Origin of the sequence: Treponema socranskii subsp. buccale (assembly GCF_024181585.1) — a bacterium.
In the GTDB taxonomy this organism is placed as follows: domain Bacteria; phylum Spirochaetota; class Spirochaetia; order Treponematales; family Treponemataceae; genus Treponema_D; species Treponema_D buccale.
In genome coordinates this window covers 2,065,161-2,082,345 of sequence record NZ_CP054258.1, presented here as the reverse complement: position 1 = coordinate 2,082,345, position 17,185 = coordinate 2,065,161, and the positions used below count along the sequence as shown (strand labels likewise).

The following is a 17,185-nucleotide window of genomic DNA, read 5'->3' as shown; positions in this document are numbered from 1 at the left end:
TAGGAAAAAAGACCAAAGGAATATGTAGAAGGTGAAGTATAATACGAACGAAAAATTAGCCTATGATGCCGATTGGCGGAAAAACGGAAAGCTTAAAATAATTTGCAAGGAGAATGTAAAGATGGAGAAAAACGCCTTAATTACTATCTTAAAATCACAGAAAGAAGAAGAACTGAAGTTCTTAAAGGATCTTGATTTTGAGAACGATTTGGAAAGTCCTAAAGAAATAACGGGAAATCAAAAGAAAATAGAGGCTGAAATCAAGAAATTTGATAAGAAAGAATGGGCAATTTATTTGTTTTTTGTCGGTGAAAATTTTAAATTCGACCTTGCAGAATACAGCAGGGCAAAAGGCAATTATCAGATGGCACGCTGTCCCGGAGAAGAAGATTTAAAAGAACGTCAGAACGAAGCAAAAGACGGGTGTTTATATGTAGGCAGTTCTCAAAATCTGATTTCCAGACTTGAACAACATTTAACAGCTAAAAGTAAAACCGTATATGCGCTTCATCTTTCGGAGTGGTTTCCCCAAGATGAAGAACTCAGGCTCATCGTAATTAAAATGAAAAATCAAGATGCAGAGAAAATGCAAAAATACGAAGATTACCTTTGGAATCACTACAAACCCTTGTTGGGTAAACAGGGGAAAAAATAAAAATCCGGGAGATTTGTATTAATGATTTTGGAGAAAACATATGAAAACAAATAATACACAACACAAAACATTTGCCTTTTTGGGAGCGGCTTTTGCGCTGCTCATCGCACTGCTGTTTACCGCTTGTCCGAACAATGCGGGTGATTCCGGCAGCGGCAACTCAGGCGGAGGCGGCGGGACGCCCGTTTCCAAGTACGCCGTCACCTTCGGTGTAGAAGGTACCGGCGGAACGCTTAAAGCAAAGGCAGACGGAGTTACGGAAACGGAGACGAGCCCCATAACGGTTCAAAAAGGCAAAACCGTAACCTTTACGGCAACGGCGGCCGCGGGCTATGCGGTAAAAGAGTGGAAGGTAGACGGCGCAGTTGTTACAGACAACACATCAAACACTTATACCTGCACCGTAACAAAAGCGGTAACCGTTAAGGTAAGTTTTCTTGCAGGCGAAACTTCGTATACGGTAAAACATTATCAGGAAAAAGCGGAAGGCGGATACCCTACAGAACCGACGGAAACCGAAAATAAAACCGGTACGGTCGGAACAAATGCCGCATACACGCCGAAAACCGGCGGAGCCTACGAAGGCTTTACCTACAAATCGAATCTTACCAAAGTAAACGGCACCGTACAGCTAAACGGCACAATAGCCGCCGACAACAGTACCGTCGTAGAACTCTTTTACGAGCGCAATACGGTAAACGTAACTTTTAATCTTGCAGGCGGCAACGTTTCAGGCAATGCCGGGCCTATCGTAAAAACAGGCAAATACGGGGCACCCTTAACAGCCCCCGCTCCCGTAAAAACGGGTTTCGTTTTTAAAGGATGGAATCCCGAACCGCCTACACCGTTTCTCTATCCTGCAGCTAATGCCGAATACACCGCACAGTGGGCACCGCTTTATGCAATCACATTCGGGGTAACAGGTACGGGAGGTACGCTTAAAGCAAAGGTCGACAGCGGCACGGCAACCGATACAAGCCCCATAACAGTCGAACAGGGCAAAACCGTAACCTTTACCGCAACGGCAGCTGCGGGCTACGAGGTAGATACGTGGACGGTAACGCCCATATCAGCCTTGCAGCCCGGTACGGGAACAATCGGCAGCGCAACGGCAGCAATAACGGTAAGCGCCGCAACGGAAGTGAAAGTAACATTTAAGAAATTGGCATATTCCATAACCTTCGGGGTGGACGGTACACCGGCGAACGGTACACTCAAAGCAACAGTCGACGGCAACGAAATCCATACGGGCAGCAAGGTTGAGCACGGCAAAATCGTTGAGTTTACGGCAGTTCCGAATGCGTATTACTATGTTAATCAATGGGCTGTAAGCGGCGGCGAGTTTGAAGCAGGAACCGGAATAATCGGAAGTACGGTTGCAAAAGTGAAAATTACCGGAAACGTAACGGTAAGTGTGAGTTTTAAGGCGGAAACTCCTCTTGTCGAAATTTCAAGCGTAATTATACCAAAGGCCGGCACCTCTTACGGCGGAAATAAGCTCCCTGTAAAAATTACCGGCAAAAACTTTAAAGCATACCATGTAAGCCAAGCGAATTTCAGCGGAAGCGGAGCAACTTTCTCGAATTTCAATATTGTAAGCGACACTTTTGCAATGGCAGAAGTGGAATGTCCGTCAGTTGTCGGAGATACGACTGTTACGGTAACGTGCAAAACGGCAAGCAAGACGGGAGTTTTGAGCGTAAAAGACTACAGTACCGGCTACGAGGCAGGAAAGATTGTGCTTGCGGACAAGAGCCTTGTCGAAAAAGACTCCTATACAATGGTAGACCATGCTAATCCGCCGGTAGGCGTTATCTGTGGTTATACCTACGGAGTGCCGAGAATGATTTCACTGAAAAAACACTATGAAAGATTGAAATGGGCAGAAGAGAGTACCACTGGTTACTCTGAGAAGCTTGAAGGCATCATCTGTAATCCGAGCCAAACGGGAGACGGGGCTGCTTCAACTGCAACGTTCACGGGTGACATAGACGGAAGCGACAACTGGGAGTACATAAAGTCAATAGACCCCGTAGGAACGGCGGATGCTGCAACGAACTATCCTGCGTTCAACTGGGTTAATGAGTACAACACAACTTACGCTTCACTACTCGGCGGAAAGAGTTTTGCATGGTATATGCCGAGCCTTGCGGAACTGTGCGAGGTATATAAAAACCGTACTGCAATCAATGAAAGTTATAAAAAAATACGCAATCTTAGCTCTGCTTATGTCTCGGGAGAGCTTTTTGATTATCATTGGTCGTCGTCACAGTATTTCGACTCGTCGTCGTATTACGAACACCGCGACAACGCGTGGCTTGTGGGTTTCATGACCGGCAAACTGAGCTACCAGCAAAAGAATTACTATTTTAGTGTCTGTTGTCTGGCAGACTTTTTAAATGAGTAATAGACATATTAAGGCATCGATAAGCCGATAGTGGGTCTTATGTCCGTCTCAAGTTTTGCATGGCGGCAAAATTTGTAAACTTGTGGCAGACTGGGAAGAAGTAAAAAGTGAAAAACCGATTATCCGGTCTGCCGCCTGCTACCAATAGGATGGTGTGTATGGGCTTACGCACGGGCGCATACACACACTCGTTTACGTGCGGAATGCTCTGCGCTCAACACGGGGCGGCGCCGTCCCACACAGCGTTAGTATCGTATTTTTACTATACAAGTTAAAGTTCGGTTTAAGTCAAGGGGGAAGAATGAATTTGCCGCGGCAGTCGCATTATTACCGGCTGTTTGTACTTGTATTTTGTGCAAAAATATGTACACTATCTGCGGAGGAATCGACAATGATTACGCCGATGACAATTACGGAAGCCAGAAAAAAAATCACTTCCCTTGAACATACTATGGATTATGACGATACAATTTCCATTACCAATCATGGTAGAGAAGTGTTTGCTTTAATAAAATGGGATACCTATGAGAGTATTCGCGAAACGCTCGAAATTTTATCCGATAAGGAGCTTTCCGAACAGCTTGCTGTCGGTATTCGGCAAATCAATCAAAATAAATTAGTCGATTTCGATTCATTTAAACAAAAGCTTTTATGTACTCGATAAAACTGACGCGGATTGCAGCCGATTATATTGCGTCATTGGATCAAAAATCACAAACGCTCATTTTGGAAAAAATTGAAATTTTAAAATCCGAACCGCTAAAAGTCGGAAAACCTCTGAAGGGTAATTTACAAGGATATCGTTCAATCCGTTCGGTCGGACAGCGGTATAGAATTATTTATCGAGTGCGAGAGACGGAAATAGAAGTCATTGTTGTTGCCGTCGGAATAAGACGCGGCGGAGACCGAAAAAACGATATTTATGAATTGATGAAAAAATATATTAAGAGCGGCTTATTAAAGGATGAATAATATATGTCATCGTCGGACAATGGTCATCTTGTCCCTAATTCCTTCACCTTAAATGCTATCGGCGCGCCCGTTTGCGCAGCAGCGATTTCGCCGATTATGCTTTGCACAAAGTGTACCGCATCTTCTGCGGCTTTCCGCATTGCGTTTCCGTAAAAGACGTGACCTGCGCCGTCAAGCGTTATGAGTTTCGCGTCGGGGAAGGTTTTAATCGCCCGTTCCGAATACGACAGCGGTACAAGCGAGTCGGCGCTTCCGTGGATGATAAGCGTTTTGCCGGAATACTGCGGCATGAGCGCATAAATATCAAAGGACAGTACATCTTTATTATAAATGCGCCCGACGGTTTTTCCGAGCAGCTTCATTGTGTCGGGAATTCGTTCCGGATCGGGTGTGCGCCGCCGAACGTAATCATGAATCACAAAAGCGGGATATAATAAAACCAAGCCCGCGACATCGGCGGGACGCAGTGCGGCAACATAGGTCGAAACAAATCCGCCTTGGCTTTCTCCGAACAAAAAGATTTGCTCCGCCTTAAAACGTGTGTCGGTTTTTAAGTTATCAAGAATGACGGCTAAATCTTCGGCTTCGGTGAGAACCGACATGTCGGTCATTTTTCCGTCGCTTTTGATATGCTCGCCGCCGCCGATAAAGTCGAAAATATATGCCGCAATACCGTGTTCCGCAAAAACTTTCGCATAGCTTTTAACGCCTCCGCGGTTTCCGCCGAATCCGTGCGCAAGAATGACCAAGGGCACCGGCGATGCGCGATCGGGAATAAAAAGTTCACCGTATATTTTCATGCCGTTTCTTTGGAAGCTACGTTCCTGCACCGTAAAGGCCGCCGCAGGCACGCCCGCTTGCGCCGCCGCGATTGTTCCGATGCCCCCGATGCAGAGCAGCAGCGTTAACAAACAAAAGGATTTTTTCATGATTAAGCCTCCGTAACGGTTTTAATGATTTTTGCAGGTACTCCGCCTGCAACCGTATTCGGCGGGCATTTCACACTTTTGCGGAATACCGATACGCGTTTTCTTTTTTACCATATTTTGATTTCCTTTTTCTCTCCGTCCTTCATTTTTCCTGTTGCTGCAAGAATAAAATCGATCCAATTCCAAATGACGACGGCAAAAATAAAAACGGCGCCGGCTATCTTACCGGCTATCTTAAAAAGAGGAAAAGCAATAAATAAAAACAAGAATTCTTGAAAGAAAAAATACTGCGACAGCAGCCCCGCGATCAGCACTAAGCCGCATAGCGCTTTCAGCGTTCCGATCGTTTTTCTGCCTGCATAAAAACGATCGACGCCCAAAAGTCCTAATAATGCCGAGAGGCATACCAATGAGTTTCTGCTCTTCGATGAAGCGTTTTTCGCTTGTGTTTCCGTAACGGGCGCGTCTTTACAATACGCAATAGAGCTTCCGGCGGACAGGAGAAACAGTGAATTTGACAATAATAAAAAGGGGAATGATACATGGGCAAAAAACGAAACGAGCGCATTGTAAACAGCGAGGTAATCGGCGCCGTATGTTTGCGCTTTGAACGTTGTGATAAGGATATTCGTCAGCGGATTTGTCAGCAGCACCGTTATATGCATATAAAAATAGAGAATAAGGAGTACGGTCGTCTTTGAATTTTTTTTACCGGTAAAAAGATACGATCCGATAATAATGGTCGTAAGCGTATACTGAATGAGCTCTCTCCATGGAATAATAAAAATATGCTCAGGCTGCCCGCTCGCATGAAAATAATATGCCAAACACGCTTTTTGAAAAATCACGATAAAAACGGCTGTAATCAATAAAGCGATGCCGCTCCAAAAGGCAATAGCGGCCGTCATTTTTGAAAATCTGTTCATCGGCTTTCTCCGAAGTTTCGAATCGTGCCCGTAAGGCATCCTGTTTATTTTATCGATTTAATACCGGCCGGACAACTGTCGCCTTTACATTGTCGCCTTCGCCTTTACATTATTTTGCCGATTTTTACATCCGTACCCCCGTCGCGCCCCCGCGGGGTAATTTACAAAAATCGGCATTCGCGGTATACCGTGACTCTATGACCTATACGGAAAAATTCCTGAGCGATATCGCGCGTGCGACAAAGCGCGAACGGGCGGAAAACGCCGGCCGTTACGACGCGAAAAAAACGTGCGAAAAAATCGCGCGCTCCCTCGAAAACGCGATCCGCGACCTCGGCGATCTTCCCCGCGCGGCCGGGGACTATTGGCTCGCCGAGTATATCGATTCGTCTTCCGATATCGAAAACGAGCCGACGGGGGAGCACGCCGAAAAACTTGCCGCGATACTTTCGTTTTTGCGCGGCGAAGGCGACACGTCGAGCCTCTCTCCCCGCGACTGGAAAAATCTTGCCTCTCTCGTACAGGATGAAGCCGAAACGCTTCCGATCGAATCGCTTTCGTCGCTCATGGCTTCTCTCGTCGAACAAAAAGCGGTGTAGCCCTATGTCGCAATCCTCTCGGACGGAACGGGTCGAAGATCCCGCTTTGCAGGGTTCCGCTCCGCTTCATTGCTCCGCTTCGCTCCGCAACGGCGTTCCGCCGCCCTTACAATCGGGCGTAGGCGCGTATGCTCCGTGCATGCAGTGTCCCAGAAAATGCGCCGCCGACAGAAAAACCGCGCGCGGATTGTGCGGAGAAGGAGATGCCCTCCGTATCGCATCCGCGTGTCTGCACTTCGGCGAAGAGCCGCCTGTTACCGTGTTCGGCGGAAGCGGTACGATTTTTTTTACGGGCTGTACGCTTCGCTGCGCTTTTTGCCAAAATTATCAGATTTCGCAAAACGGCATGGGGCGCGCCGTCGACAGAACCGAATTTGTTAAAATCTGCCGGGCGCTCGAAGACGCGGGCGCTGAAAACATAAACCTCGTCACCGGAAGCCACGCGATCCCGCTCATCGCTTCGTATTTGAAAAGCGCGCGCGAAGAGGGCGTGTCGATTCCGTTTTGCTGGAATTCTTCGGCATACGAATCGGTCGAAACGCTCGAACTGCTCGAAGACCTCGTGTCCGTATGGCTGCCCGATTTGAAAACGCTTTCGCCCGAACTTGCAAAACAGCTCTTCGGTGCGGAAAATTATCCCGAAGCCGCCGCTATCGCCGTCCGATGGATGATCGACCGTTTTCCGCTTACTCTCGTGCAAAAGACAAAAGGCGGAACCGAAAAGGAAAAGATCGAGCGCGGCGTCATCGTGCGTCATCTCTTTTTGCCCGGACGCTTTTCCGAAACGGCCGATACGCTCGCATGGCTCAAGCGTTATGCCGACGGCAGAGCGCTCGTTTCGCTCATGTCGCAGTATACGCCCGTACCTTTTGAAGAAAACGAAAGCGTGCGTGCAAAGCGGCTGGGCGCTTTGTCGGCGATCGAAAACCGCCTCGTAAGTAAAGCCGAAGACCGCGACCTCCGAGACCTCATCGAAGCTCACGGTTTCGAATACCTTTTTTATCAGGAACTTTCCGACGATACGAGCTGGCTCCCCGATTTTAACCGCACGCAGCCCTTTTCAAACGCGCTCGCAAAACCCGTGTGGCATTGGAAAACGGGTTTTGCCGTGTAGAAAAACCGCAGGCAGGCGGCTGTCGATTGCCGAGCGGGCATCACATCGCTATGATGAATTGTAAGGAAACCTATGGCACCGCTCGTATTGAAACAGCTCGTAATTATGCTGTGTATCGTTTCGGTATCGTTTTTCTTTGCACGGAAAATAAAGCCCGGAAAAACCGAACAGCAGTTTTTAAGTAAAATTCTCCTCTATCTGGTCGCCCCGTGCCTTTTGCTGCACATACTCGATGCACCCTATGACGGCGAAAAAATAAAGCAGTTTATCGTTATCGCCCTCGTGAGTGCGGCCATGCACGTGCTCTCGGCTTTTGTCGCGCGTATTTTTACACGATCGAAAACGGCGCAAGGGAAAGCGCTCGACGGTATCGACCGCATCGCCGTCGTGTTTACGAATTGCGGTTATATCGGTATTCCGCTCGTACACGGAGTGTTCGGCGATGAAGGCGTTTTTTATCTCACGGGATTTATCGCCGTATTCAATATCGCTATGTGGTCGTACGGAAGTTTCGAAATGTCCGGCAAAATCGAACTCAAAAAAGTGCTGCTCAATCCGAGCGTGATCGCCGTCGCGGCGGGCTTTATTCTTTTTTGCCTGCCGTTCAGATTGCCGCAAGTCATCGCTCATCCGGCGGCACTCATCGCGAGTATGAATACGCCGCTTTCAATGGTGATTCTCGGAATATTATTTGCGGACTTCCGCATTCCGTCGGAAAGCGCATTGTACATCGTTCACGCCGTAAAAGTCGTACTGCTTCGCCTCGTGGTATCTTCGTTCGTCATGCTCGCGTTTATGTTCATCGTACTCCGTCTTACGGCTGCCGTTCCCGACGCGAAAAAAATCGCGTTCGTGCTTTACATCGCAAGCCTCTGTCCGTCGGGTATGGTCACGACAATGTTCGCCGCCGTCTTTGAAAAAGATACGTCGTATGCGAGTCTCGTCGTTTCCCTTACTTCCGCGCTGAGCCTTGTCACCGTTCCTCTTTTTGTGCGTTTGGCGGAAGCGGTGCTCCGGTAACGGAAGCGCGTGCAAGTACGCGGCAGGCGATAACGCGGAATGCGTTTGTTGCGGCGCTGTACAGGGCAGTGTAAGGGCGCGAAATCCGCCGCACGAAACGATCCGATGCGGAAAAATCAATCGCGCTCTTTTTTCGTGTACAGGATATATGTGTAGGGCAGGGTATCGTCGTCTACCTTTTTAATAATTTTTTTTTCGAAAAGCGTTTCGTCGAATTCCGGGAAAAAAGTGTCGGCATCGACGTATGCGTCGATTTCCGTTATATAAAGCGCGCTGCAAAGCGGCAGGGCTTCTGCAAAAACCGCTTCGCCTCCCGCAAAAAAGATATCGGCAGGGGGATCGCTTTTTGCCGAAAGCGTTTCCGCAAGCGAAAGCGCTTCCCTCATGCTTCGCGCTTCGTAGAGCTTTGCTTCGGGCTGCCGTTTTTCGGAAAATATTTTGTTTTTTGAAAGGACGATCGTCGTTCTGCCTTTAAGCGGTTTTCCTATGGACTCAAATGTCTTTCGTCCCATGATTACGATATTGCCCGCGGTTATATCGCGGAAATGATGCAGTTCGTTTATTAATTTCCACGGGAGTTTGCCGTCTTTTCCGATCGCGCGGTTTTTTGCGTACGCTGCGATGAGTGCGATCATGCCCTCTTACGCCTGCACTTCGACAAAGCTTCCGACGCTTTGCTTTTGCGCGTACACGCTTCTGTTGCCGCGGTAGGGGTTTTTAATACGCTCCATCTGCTTTTGAATATCGGCGATGTGGACGCGGAGCAGGCTGCGGTTTTTTTCGTTTTGAGCGAGGACTTGCGACTGCAAGTGCGCGAGGTCTTTTTGAATCGATTCGAGTGCGCGGGTTTCGCCTTCCGGAGCGGAACTTCTGATCGACGAATACATTTCCGCCATCGGCACGATCACTTTTTGCAGGCCGGCGATATTCGAAACGACCTGCTGTTCGAGTTCCGTGTGCGCGATGAGCGCGTCGGTATTTTCTTCCGTAATCGACGTTTGCTGTTTTTCAAGCACTGAAAGATATTCGCGGAATTTGTCGCGCTGCCGTTCGAGCAGCGTTTTAAATCGTTTGAGTACGGCAACCCGTTCGTTTATTTCGTTTTGTGAAAGTTTCTGCATGATCACCTCTCGGTTCAGCCTTCTATATTCAATGCATTTGCGACCGTCGCCGCCGGCGCATTTGCCGTGCTGCTTGCCGCCTGCCGCCACGCGCCGGAAAGTTCCGTCATCATCGACAATACAAAATCGATCTTTTTTTTATCGCGGTTGATGTTTGCCGACATGAGCTCGTTATTGAAAAATATGTACAGCGACATGAGATTTTTTGCGATTTCTCCGCCCCTGTCCATATCGAGCGACACTTGCAACTCCGTGATGATCGCCTGCGCTTTTTGCAGACAGTTGTTGAACTTTTCGATATCGCGCGCTTTTACGGTGTTCGCGGCATCGAACATATCGGCAGCGGCCGAGAGCTGGCGCACCGCTCCTTCATAGAGCAAAACGACGAGGTGCCCCTGACTGGCCGTGCGGATATTGGTATTTTTATATGCATTATACGCTTGATTATAGCCCATGTTCAACCTCCGTGTACCCATGCAGCAAATAATTTCCCTGAAATAACAGTCATCCGTATATCAGTATCGGTATTTAAAAATGAAACTTTATATAAAATTTATTCGGCGGGAGTATTTTTTCTGTCGACAAACCTGATGATATTTCGTATATTTAAAGTACCGGAATGTATCCCAGTGAGGTTTTTGATGAGCGATAAAATCGACGATAAAAAAGACGACAATAAAGACGATCCGTACAATTTTTTTAAATTTGCCGGACCGGATAATAACGATAAAAAGAAAAAAGACGACGATAATAACCGTTCCCGTTTTCCGTTGTGGGCGCTTATGCTCCTCGTGCTTGCCGTCCTCGCGCTGGTCAATATGTTTGTCATGTCGAAGCCGGATAATCTCATCGATTTTTCGGAATTCCGCAGTCTCATCGAAGACGGAAAGATCGTTTCGGTCGAACTCGGCGAAACGTATTTTACCGGTTACGGTCCCGAGCGCGCCCTGTCTTCCGAACAGAGCACAAAAGGCTATATGCTCTTTCCCGTTCAAACGCGCAGCCGGCAGGAATATAAAACGCTCGGCGTACTGGGCCTGAGCGAAGGGCTCATTGAACTGATGAACGAAAAGGGTGTCGATTATAAATTCGTGCTTCGGCAAAACAGTTATCTCCTTCCGATCCTCGCCAATCTCATACCCATCGTTTTTATTTTCCTTATGTACTTTTTCGTGCTCCGAAAGATGGGAAGCGGCATGGGCGGCGGTATGGGAAGTATTTTCGGTGCGGGGCAGTCGCGCGCAAAAGCCGTCGAAGAGGGCAAAGTGAAGACGCGCTTTTCCGACGTCGCGGGCGTCGACGAAGCGAAAGAGGAGCTCGTCGAAGTCGTCGATTTTTTAAAGCAGCCGAAAAAATACACCGACATCGGCGGTAAGATCCCGAAGGGCGTGCTCCTGGTCGGGCCGCCGGGTACGGGTAAAACGCTCCTCGCGCGCGCCGTAGCGGGAGAAGCGGGCGTACCGTTTTTCCGCATTTCGGGTTCGGACTTCGTTGAAATGTTCGTCGGCGTCGGTGCGAGCCGCGTTCGCGATCTCTTCCGCCAAGCGCGCGAAAAAGCGCCGTGCATCATCTTTATCGACGAACTCGACGCGATCGGCAAAAGCCGCATGAACAACCTCGGCGGCAACGACGAACGCGAACAGACGCTCAACCAGCTCCTCGTCGAAATGGACGGTTTCGACAACGAAAAAGGATTGATCATTTTGGCGGCGACGAACCGCCCCGACATACTCGATCCCGCGCTTTTGCGCCCCGGCCGCTTTGACCGCCAAGTGCCCGTCGAACGTCCCGACGTCAAGGGCAGGGAAGAGATTTTGCGCATCCACGCGAAAAACGTCAAACTCGATTCCGACGTCGATTTCGAATCCCTCGCCCACGGTACGATAGGTTTCGCGGGGGCCGACCTTGCGAACGTCGTAAACGAAGCGGCATTGCTCGCCGTACGCAACGGACACGCGAAAGTGACGATGTCCGATTTTAACGACGCGATCGACAAAGTGAGCATCGGTCTCAAAAAAAAGACGCGCAAGGAAAACGAAAAAGAACGGCGCATCGTCGCGTTCCATGAAACGGGGCACGCGCTCGTCGGCGCTTTTACGCCCGACTATCCGCCGGTTAACAAGATCACCGTCGTTCCGCGCTCGCACGGTATCGGAGGCTTTACGCAGTACCGTGAAGAGGAAGAAAAAACGATGCAGACGAAACGCGATTTGATCAACGAAGTCGATGTCCTCCTCGGCGGACGTGCTGCCGAACAGGTCATCTTCGACGAGATTTCGACCGGAGCCGCAAACGATATCCAGCGGGCAACCGACACGATCCGCAAAATGATCACCGATTACGGTATGAGCGACCGATTCAAAAACGTTACGCTCGGAAAATCGGGGCAGGGATACGGGGCTACCGAACCGCAGCTTGTGCGCGAATATTCGGAAGAAACGCAAAAATACATCGACGAAGAGATCGCCCGCGTTATGGCCGAACGCTATAAATCCGTCGTCGCGCTTTTGAAAAAACACCGCGAGCTGCTCGAATACATCGCGAAGTATCTGCTCGAAAAAGAAACGATGGAAGGCAAAGAATTCGAAGATATCGTCAAAGCCGAAGCGCACGCAAAAGCGATCGAAGACGCGTCAAAGCCCGCCGCAAAAAAATCGGCAAAACGCGTGTAAGCTCAGCGGCGGGGTGCGGCAGCTTATCGTAGCGCGTGTGCAAGCCCCGGCGGATTACTGCGGTCGTGTGCTGTGGCCCTATGCAATCGGTGCCCTTGACAGACTTCAGTATTTTTGAATATATTTACTCATACTTAAGGTTATACCTCGGAGGTATTCGATATGAAAGTGCTCGGTAAATGTGCAGGTTTTGCGCTTGCTGCAGCTTTGGCGCTTTTTGCAGCGGGCTGTTCCAAAAGCGAAAGCGATACGATTGCGATAGGCGGCATCTTTCCGCTGTCGGGCGACGTCGCCGTATACGGCGTCGAATGCAAAAAAGGCATCGACCTCGCTATCGATGAAATAAACGAAGCGGGCGGCGTAAACGGTAAAAAACTCGTTCTTATCGGAGAAGACGATGAAGGCAAGCCCGACAAGAGCGTCAACGCGTTCAAAAAATTGACGACAAAAGACAAAGTGAAATTCATTATCGGTTCGCTGACGTCAGGCTGCGTACAGGCGGTAACGACGCTCGCGCAGGCGGGCAGAGTCATTCAAATCGCACCGGCGGCGACGTCCCCCGCGATCACCGAGGCGGGCGATTATATTTTCCGTGCGTGCTTTATCGATCCGTTTCAGGGAACGGTCGGCGGCAAATTCGCAACGGATACGCTCGGTGCAAAGCGCGCCGCCGTTTTGTACGACATTCAAAACGATTATTCCGTCGGGCTCGAAGAAAATTTCGTCAAAGCGTTTGAAGCCGGCGGCGGAACGGTCGTCGCGCGCGAATCGTATTCGACCGGCGATAAGGATTTCAATGCGCAGCTTACGAAGATTAAAAACGCGGCACCCGATGTCGTCTATATTCCCGATTACTACGGTACGGTCGCGCTCATCGCGCGCCAGCTCCGTATGCAGGGCATAACGACGCCGATCGTCGGCGGGGACGGATGGGACGGACTGGCCGGAAATGCGGGAGACGAAGTGCTCAACGGATTTTATTCGAATCACTATGCGGTCGATTCGGAGGTTCCTGCGGTGCAGAAATTCGTTTCGTCCTTTAAGACAAAATACAATTCCGCGCCCAACGCGTTTGCGGCTCTCGGCTACGACAGCGTGTACATGCTGCGTGACGCGATCGCGAAAGCGGGAACCCTCGACGTCGCTTCCGTCCGCTCGGCTCTTGAGCAGACGAACGGCGATTACGTTACGGGGCATTTGACTTTCGATGCGCTTCATAATCCCGTCAAGTCCGCCGTCATGCTCGAACTCGTGCGAAGCGGCGACGGAAAGTTGACGAGCGTGTATAAGACGACGGTCAATCCCTAAAGCTTTTTTGCACGGCAAGAGGCGCCCCTTCCTTTGCGAAGCGGCGCCTTTTTTTCATCTGTACGCAGTATGCAAGTTATTAATGCAGGCAACCGTCTCGGAAATGCGCGCATATAAAAAAAGTGTACAGACAGACAAAAAAGGCGGAACGCGAGGCAGCGGCAGTGCCGCCGAACCGCTCTGACCGATGGCAAGCAATCTTTTTGTTAAAAAAGATTGCGCAGTCCGATTCCGATTACGGTCAGCCGCGGTGAACGGCAGGGCTGCTGCCGGGAGAGCAGCCGATTTTTACATTGCACGCTATCTTTTAAAAGGCATAGTTTCCGGGACGGTTGCCATGAATTATTAATGAGCGTTTTATTGAATAATCGGCGCGGATATGGTACTGTAAAACTTATCGTTTAATACAGAAAATAAAAAGGTTGGAAAAGGTTTGGTAATCGGCTATGAATAACGGTTTACTGTTTTTACAGCAGCTCATCAACGGGCTTTCGCTCGGCAGTATCTATGCTCTCATCGCGCTCGGTTATACGATGGTCTACGGCATTGTAAAACTTATTAATTTTGCTCACGGAGATGTCGTCATGATGGGAGCGTACGCGGGCTACTTCGTGCTTGTCGCGCTCGGATCCGCGCCTTCGGTCGCAGCAAGCGTCACTCCCGTAAGCCTCGTGCTCGCCTTCGCCGCGGCTATGGTCGTTTGCGCCCTCCTTTCGCTCGTCATCGAGCGCTTTGCCTACCGACCGCTCCGCTCGGCTCCGCGCCTCAATTCGCTTATCACGGCGATCGCGGTCGAACTCATTTTGCAAAATACGATGCGCGTGCTGCCCTTTGTCGGTCCCGATCCTCGTCAGTTTCCGACGATTGCGGTAAAAAACTTTTTGCTCGGCTCTCTTGCCGTATCGAATATCCAGTGTATCGTCATCGCATCGAGCGCGTTTTTGATGATCGTTTTAAATTATATCGTAAACAGGACGAAGACGGGCAAAGCGATGCAAGCCGTTTCGTTCGATATGCAGGCCGCTTCTTTGATGGGGATCAGCGTCAACCGTATCATCGCGGTCACTTTCGTTATCGGCTCGATCCTCGCCGGTGCGGGCGGCGTTTTGTATGCGACCGCCTATCCGCAAGTCGATCCGATGATGGGTTATATGCCCGGTCTCAAAGCCTTTATCGCGGCTGTTCTCGGCGGCATCGGTTCGATCCCCGGTGCGATGTTCGGCGGTATCCTGCTCGGCATCGCGGAAACGCTCACGAAGGGCTTTCTCTCTTCGCAGTACGCGGACGCGATTTCTTTTTCGATTTTAATAATCGTCCTTTTGGTAAAGCCGTCGGGCATATTCGGAAAAAGCCGTACGGTAAAAGTGTGATGCGCCAAGCGTAGGAATACGGCTTCCGCATCGCATAGGAGTTATTATTAATTATGAAAAATACACTGCTGAAAAATATGCTCGTTCCGGGTGTGTGCGCGCTGCTCGCCGTCGCGCTTCCCGCCCTCCTCATACGCTTGGAAATCATCGATGCGTATACCGCGCAGATACTCACGCTGTCGGCGGTCAACGCGATCATGGCGCTCAGCGTCAATATGATCTGCGGCATTACGGGGCAGTTGTCGCTCGGGCAGGCGGGCTTTATGGCGATCGGCGCGTATGCGACGATTTTGCTTTCGACGAGTGCGCATGTGCCGCTGCCCCTTTCGATCGTTTTAGCCGGTATCCTTACGTCGTTTTTCGGATTTCTCATCGGCTTTCCGACGCTCAAACTCGAAGGTGATTACCTTGCGATCGTAACGCTCGGCTTCGGTGAAATAATCCGCGTCGTACTCGTCAATTTAAAACGATGGACGGGCGGCCCGAACGGTAAACAATTTCCGACCGCGCTTGCCCTCAATCCCGCGCTCGCGTATACGGTTATCGTCGGAACGCTTGTCGCCCTCATCATTTTGGTGCAAAATTTTATACGATCGACTTACGGTCGCGCGATCCTCGCCGTGCGCGAAGACGAAATCGCCGCGAATGCTGCGGGCATCGACGTGTTTAAATATAAGATGCTCGGTTTCGTCGTCGCCTCTTTTGTCGCGGGTATCGGCGGAGCGCTCTATGCGCCTTTTATCGGATTCGTAAAACCCGACCAGGCGTCGTTTACGAAGAGCATCGATTATCTCATCTTCGTCGTACTCGGCGGCATGGGGTCGACGACCGGAAGCGTGCTCGCGGCCTTTGTGCTCACCTACGTGCAGGAGTTTTTACGCTTTTTGCAAAATTACCGCCTGCTTATTTACCCTGTTATCCTCATCATCGTGATGATATTCCGCCCGCAGGGACTCATGGGGATGAAAGAATTTTCATTTGTCCGCACCTTCGATAAAATCGCTTCGATTCTCGCGCGCGGCAAAAAAACGGAGGCGCACAATGGCCGATGAAAAAAAACTCGTGCTCGAAGCAACCGACGTTTCGATCATCTTCGGCGGCTTGTGTGCGGTGAGCGAATTTTCGTGCGAACTGCGTGAAGGAGGGCTCTACGGTTTGATCGGCCCGAACGGCGCGGGAAAGACGACGCTGTTCAATATGATCAGCGGTATCTATACGCCGACTTCCGGACAGCTTTCGTTTTGGGATAAAAACGGCAAAGTCCGCATCATAAATAAAATGAAGCCCGCCGAGCTCAACGCGATCGGCATCGCGCGCACCTTTCAAAACATCAGGCTTTTCGGAAATCTTTCGGTGATCGACAACGTGCGCATCGCGCTGCACTCGTCGCGTACGGTTTCTCCTCTCGACGTGCTGCTGCGTACTCCGAAGTACAGGCGCGACGAAAAAATGATGAGCGAACGGGCGATGCATCTTTTGCAGCTGTTTAAAATCGACGGCAAAAAAGACTCACTCGCGCGCAACCTGCCCTACGGCGAACAGCGCAAATTGGAAATCGCGCGCGCCCTTGCATCGAAGCCGAAGCTGCTTTTGCTCGACGAACCGGCGGCCGGAATGAATCCGCAGGAAACGGCGGAACTCATGCGTATGATCGATTTTATCAGAAAGGAATTCGATTTGACGATTTTGCTCATCGAGCACGATATGAAGCTCGTCATGGGAATCTGCGAACACATCATGGTGCTCGATTACGGCCGCGTCATTGCAGAAGGAAAGCCCGAAGAGATTCGGACGAATCCGCAGGTCATCAAAGCTTATCTCGGCCGGGACGCGTCATAAACGAGAATCGATTTTTATTAATTGTCAGCTTGGATTTCGAGTTTTCTAAAACTCGAAATTTTCCAACTGTTTCATGTATCTATGGATGGCGAGTTTTGAAAATGAATAAAATTATGCTTACGGCGAAGTTTTCATCTGCGTGCAAAATTGCTTGACGCGTGCGTGACGCGGCGTAGCAGCGGGAGACACGCGTGCGACTTTGTGCGTTCAGCTTGCGGAAGCCTTGCTTAAAAGCACAACCGGAGCGTAAGCG

General features: G+C 50.0%; 17 protein-coding genes. 12 read left to right on the top strand and 5 right to left on the bottom strand.

Annotated features, from left to right (window positions below):
* The first annotated feature begins 31 nt into the window (after positions 1–31).
* The 4 genes from HRI97_RS09440 to HRI97_RS09425 all read left to right on the top strand — a co-directional run bounded on the left by HRI97_RS09440 (position 32) and on the right by HRI97_RS09425 (position 4,034).
* The gene (locus HRI97_RS09440; RefSeq protein ID WP_253725207.1) at positions 32–655 is read left to right on the top strand and encodes a GIY-YIG nuclease family protein; all 624 of its coding nucleotides are present in this window, start codon (positions 32–34) and stop codon (positions 653–655) included.
* 40 nt (positions 656–695) lie between these two features.
* Positions 696–3,062 (top strand): InlB B-repeat-containing protein, encoded by a 2,367-nt coding sequence (locus tag HRI97_RS09435; RefSeq protein ID WP_253725206.1) that lies wholly within the window; start codon positions 696–698, stop codon positions 3,060–3,062.
* Positions 3,063–3,453: 391 nt separating this feature from the next.
* The gene (locus HRI97_RS09430; RefSeq protein ID WP_253725205.1) at positions 3,454–3,726 is read left to right on the top strand and encodes a type II toxin-antitoxin system Phd/YefM family antitoxin; all 273 of its coding nucleotides are present in this window, start codon (positions 3,454–3,456) and stop codon (positions 3,724–3,726) included.
* Positions 3,714–4,034, top strand: a complete 321-nt coding sequence (locus tag HRI97_RS09425; protein ID WP_253725204.1) for a type II toxin-antitoxin system RelE family toxin — start codon at positions 3,714–3,716, stop codon at positions 4,032–4,034. Before HRI97_RS09430 ends, HRI97_RS09425 begins: the two co-directional genes overlap by 13 nt.
* A 23-nt stretch (positions 4,035–4,057) precedes the next feature.
* Here the strand turns inward: HRI97_RS09425 and HRI97_RS09420 are convergent, their stop codons facing one another.
* Complete coding sequence (locus HRI97_RS09420; protein ID WP_253725203.1) at positions 4,058–4,963, bottom strand: alpha/beta hydrolase; 906 nt, start codon at positions 4,961–4,963, stop codon at positions 4,058–4,060.
* A gap of 107 nt (positions 4,964–5,070) precedes the next feature.
* A complete protein-coding gene (locus tag HRI97_RS09415) occupies positions 5,071–5,889 on the bottom strand; it encodes a TM2 domain-containing protein (protein WP_253725202.1) in 819 nt (272 codons plus the stop codon).
* 197 nt (positions 5,890–6,086) lie between these two features.
* On the opposite strand from HRI97_RS09415, the gene HRI97_RS09410 reads away from it, so the two are divergent.
* From HRI97_RS09410 to HRI97_RS09400, 3 genes are all read left to right on the top strand, one after another.
* Positions 6,087–6,488, top strand: a complete 402-nt coding sequence (locus tag HRI97_RS09410) for a hypothetical protein (protein ID WP_253725201.1) — start codon at positions 6,087–6,089, stop codon at positions 6,486–6,488.
* A gap of 4 nt (positions 6,489–6,492) precedes the next feature.
* The gene (locus tag HRI97_RS09405) at positions 6,493–7,602 is read left to right on the top strand and encodes a radical SAM protein (RefSeq protein WP_253725200.1); all 1,110 of its coding nucleotides are present in this window, start codon (positions 6,493–6,495) and stop codon (positions 7,600–7,602) included.
* 72 nt (positions 7,603–7,674) lie between these two features.
* Positions 7,675–8,622, top strand: a complete 948-nt coding sequence (locus HRI97_RS09400) for an AEC family transporter (RefSeq protein ID WP_253725199.1) — start codon at positions 7,675–7,677, stop codon at positions 8,620–8,622.
* 116 nt (positions 8,623–8,738) lie between these two features.
* Here the strand turns inward: HRI97_RS09400 and HRI97_RS09395 are convergent, their stop codons facing one another.
* Genes HRI97_RS09395 through fliS form a run of 3 tightly spaced genes read right to left on the bottom strand, consistent with a single transcriptional unit; the run spans position 8,739 to position 10,198 of the window.
* Positions 8,739–9,257 (bottom strand): dihydrofolate reductase, encoded by a 519-nt coding sequence (locus tag HRI97_RS09395; RefSeq protein WP_253725198.1) that lies wholly within the window; start codon positions 9,255–9,257, stop codon positions 8,739–8,741.
* Between the two features lie 6 nt (positions 9,258–9,263).
* The gene (flgN, locus tag HRI97_RS09390; protein WP_180485179.1) at positions 9,264–9,743 is read right to left on the bottom strand and encodes a flagellar export chaperone FlgN; all 480 of its coding nucleotides are present in this window, start codon (positions 9,741–9,743) and stop codon (positions 9,264–9,266) included.
* A gap of 14 nt (positions 9,744–9,757) precedes the next feature.
* A complete protein-coding gene (fliS, locus tag HRI97_RS09385; RefSeq protein WP_180485180.1) occupies positions 9,758–10,198 on the bottom strand; it encodes a flagellar export chaperone FliS in 441 nt (146 codons plus the stop codon).
* A 186-nt stretch (positions 10,199–10,384) separates the two neighbouring features.
* Between fliS and ftsH the strand changes: the two genes are divergently transcribed.
* The 5 genes from ftsH to HRI97_RS09360 all read left to right on the top strand — a co-directional run bounded on the left by ftsH (position 10,385) and on the right by HRI97_RS09360 (position 16,932).
* Entirely contained in the window at positions 10,385–12,415 is a 2,031-nt protein-coding gene (gene ftsH / locus HRI97_RS09380) for an ATP-dependent zinc metalloprotease FtsH (RefSeq protein WP_253725197.1), read from the top strand.
* Positions 12,416–12,577: 162 nt separating this feature from the next.
* The gene (locus HRI97_RS09375) at positions 12,578–13,723 is read left to right on the top strand and encodes an ABC transporter substrate-binding protein (protein ID WP_253725196.1); all 1,146 of its coding nucleotides are present in this window, start codon (positions 12,578–12,580) and stop codon (positions 13,721–13,723) included.
* A gap of 446 nt (positions 13,724–14,169) precedes the next feature.
* The gene (locus HRI97_RS09370; RefSeq protein ID WP_180485182.1) at positions 14,170–15,093 is read left to right on the top strand and encodes a branched-chain amino acid ABC transporter permease; all 924 of its coding nucleotides are present in this window, start codon (positions 14,170–14,172) and stop codon (positions 15,091–15,093) included.
* 53 nt (positions 15,094–15,146) lie between these two features.
* On the top strand, positions 15,147–16,145 hold the full coding sequence (locus HRI97_RS09365; RefSeq protein ID WP_253725195.1) for a branched-chain amino acid ABC transporter permease: 999 nt from the start codon (positions 15,147–15,149) through the stop codon (positions 16,143–16,145).
* A complete protein-coding gene (locus HRI97_RS09360; RefSeq protein WP_253725194.1) occupies positions 16,135–16,932 on the top strand; it encodes an ABC transporter ATP-binding protein in 798 nt (265 codons plus the stop codon). Before HRI97_RS09365 ends, HRI97_RS09360 begins: the two co-directional genes overlap by 11 nt.
* Positions 16,933–17,185: the final 253 nt, after the last annotated feature.

Bases quoted from the DNA above. Each gene is read 5' to 3' on its own strand.
- HRI97_RS09435 (WP_253725206.1), top strand. From the start codon at position 696: ATGAAAACAAATAATACACAACACAAAACATTTGCCTTTTTGGGAGCG.
- HRI97_RS09430 (WP_253725205.1), top strand. From the start codon at position 3,454: ATGATTACGCCGATGACAATTACGGAAGCCAGAAAAAAAATCACTTCC.
- HRI97_RS09425 (WP_253725204.1), top strand. From the start codon at position 3,714: ATGTACTCGATAAAACTGACGCGGATTGCAGCCGATTATATTGCGTCA.
- HRI97_RS09420 (WP_253725203.1), bottom strand. From the start codon at position 4,963: ATGAAAAAATCCTTTTGTTTGTTAACGCTGCTGCTCTGCATCGGGGGC.
- HRI97_RS09415 (WP_253725202.1), bottom strand. From the start codon at position 5,889: ATGAACAGATTTTCAAAAATGACGGCCGCTATTGCCTTTTGGAGCGGC.
- HRI97_RS09410 (WP_253725201.1), top strand. From the start codon at position 6,087: ATGACCTATACGGAAAAATTCCTGAGCGATATCGCGCGTGCGACAAAG.
- HRI97_RS09405 (WP_253725200.1), top strand. From the start codon at position 6,493: ATGTCGCAATCCTCTCGGACGGAACGGGTCGAAGATCCCGCTTTGCAG.
- HRI97_RS09400 (WP_253725199.1), top strand. From the start codon at position 7,675: ATGGCACCGCTCGTATTGAAACAGCTCGTAATTATGCTGTGTATCGTT.
- HRI97_RS09395 (WP_253725198.1), bottom strand. From the start codon at position 9,257: ATGATCGCACTCATCGCAGCGTACGCAAAAAACCGCGCGATCGGAAAA.
- flgN (WP_180485179.1), bottom strand. From the start codon at position 9,743: ATGCAGAAACTTTCACAAAACGAAATAAACGAACGGGTTGCCGTACTC.
- fliS (WP_180485180.1), bottom strand. From the start codon at position 10,198: ATGGGCTATAATCAAGCGTATAATGCATATAAAAATACCAATATCCGC.
- ftsH (WP_253725197.1), top strand. From the start codon at position 10,385: ATGAGCGATAAAATCGACGATAAAAAAGACGACAATAAAGACGATCCG.
- HRI97_RS09375 (WP_253725196.1), top strand. From the start codon at position 12,578: ATGAAAGTGCTCGGTAAATGTGCAGGTTTTGCGCTTGCTGCAGCTTTG.
- HRI97_RS09370 (WP_180485182.1), top strand. From the start codon at position 14,170: ATGAATAACGGTTTACTGTTTTTACAGCAGCTCATCAACGGGCTTTCG.
- HRI97_RS09365 (WP_253725195.1), top strand. From the start codon at position 15,147: ATGAAAAATACACTGCTGAAAAATATGCTCGTTCCGGGTGTGTGCGCG.
- HRI97_RS09360 (WP_253725194.1), top strand. From the start codon at position 16,135: ATGGCCGATGAAAAAAAACTCGTGCTCGAAGCAACCGACGTTTCGATC.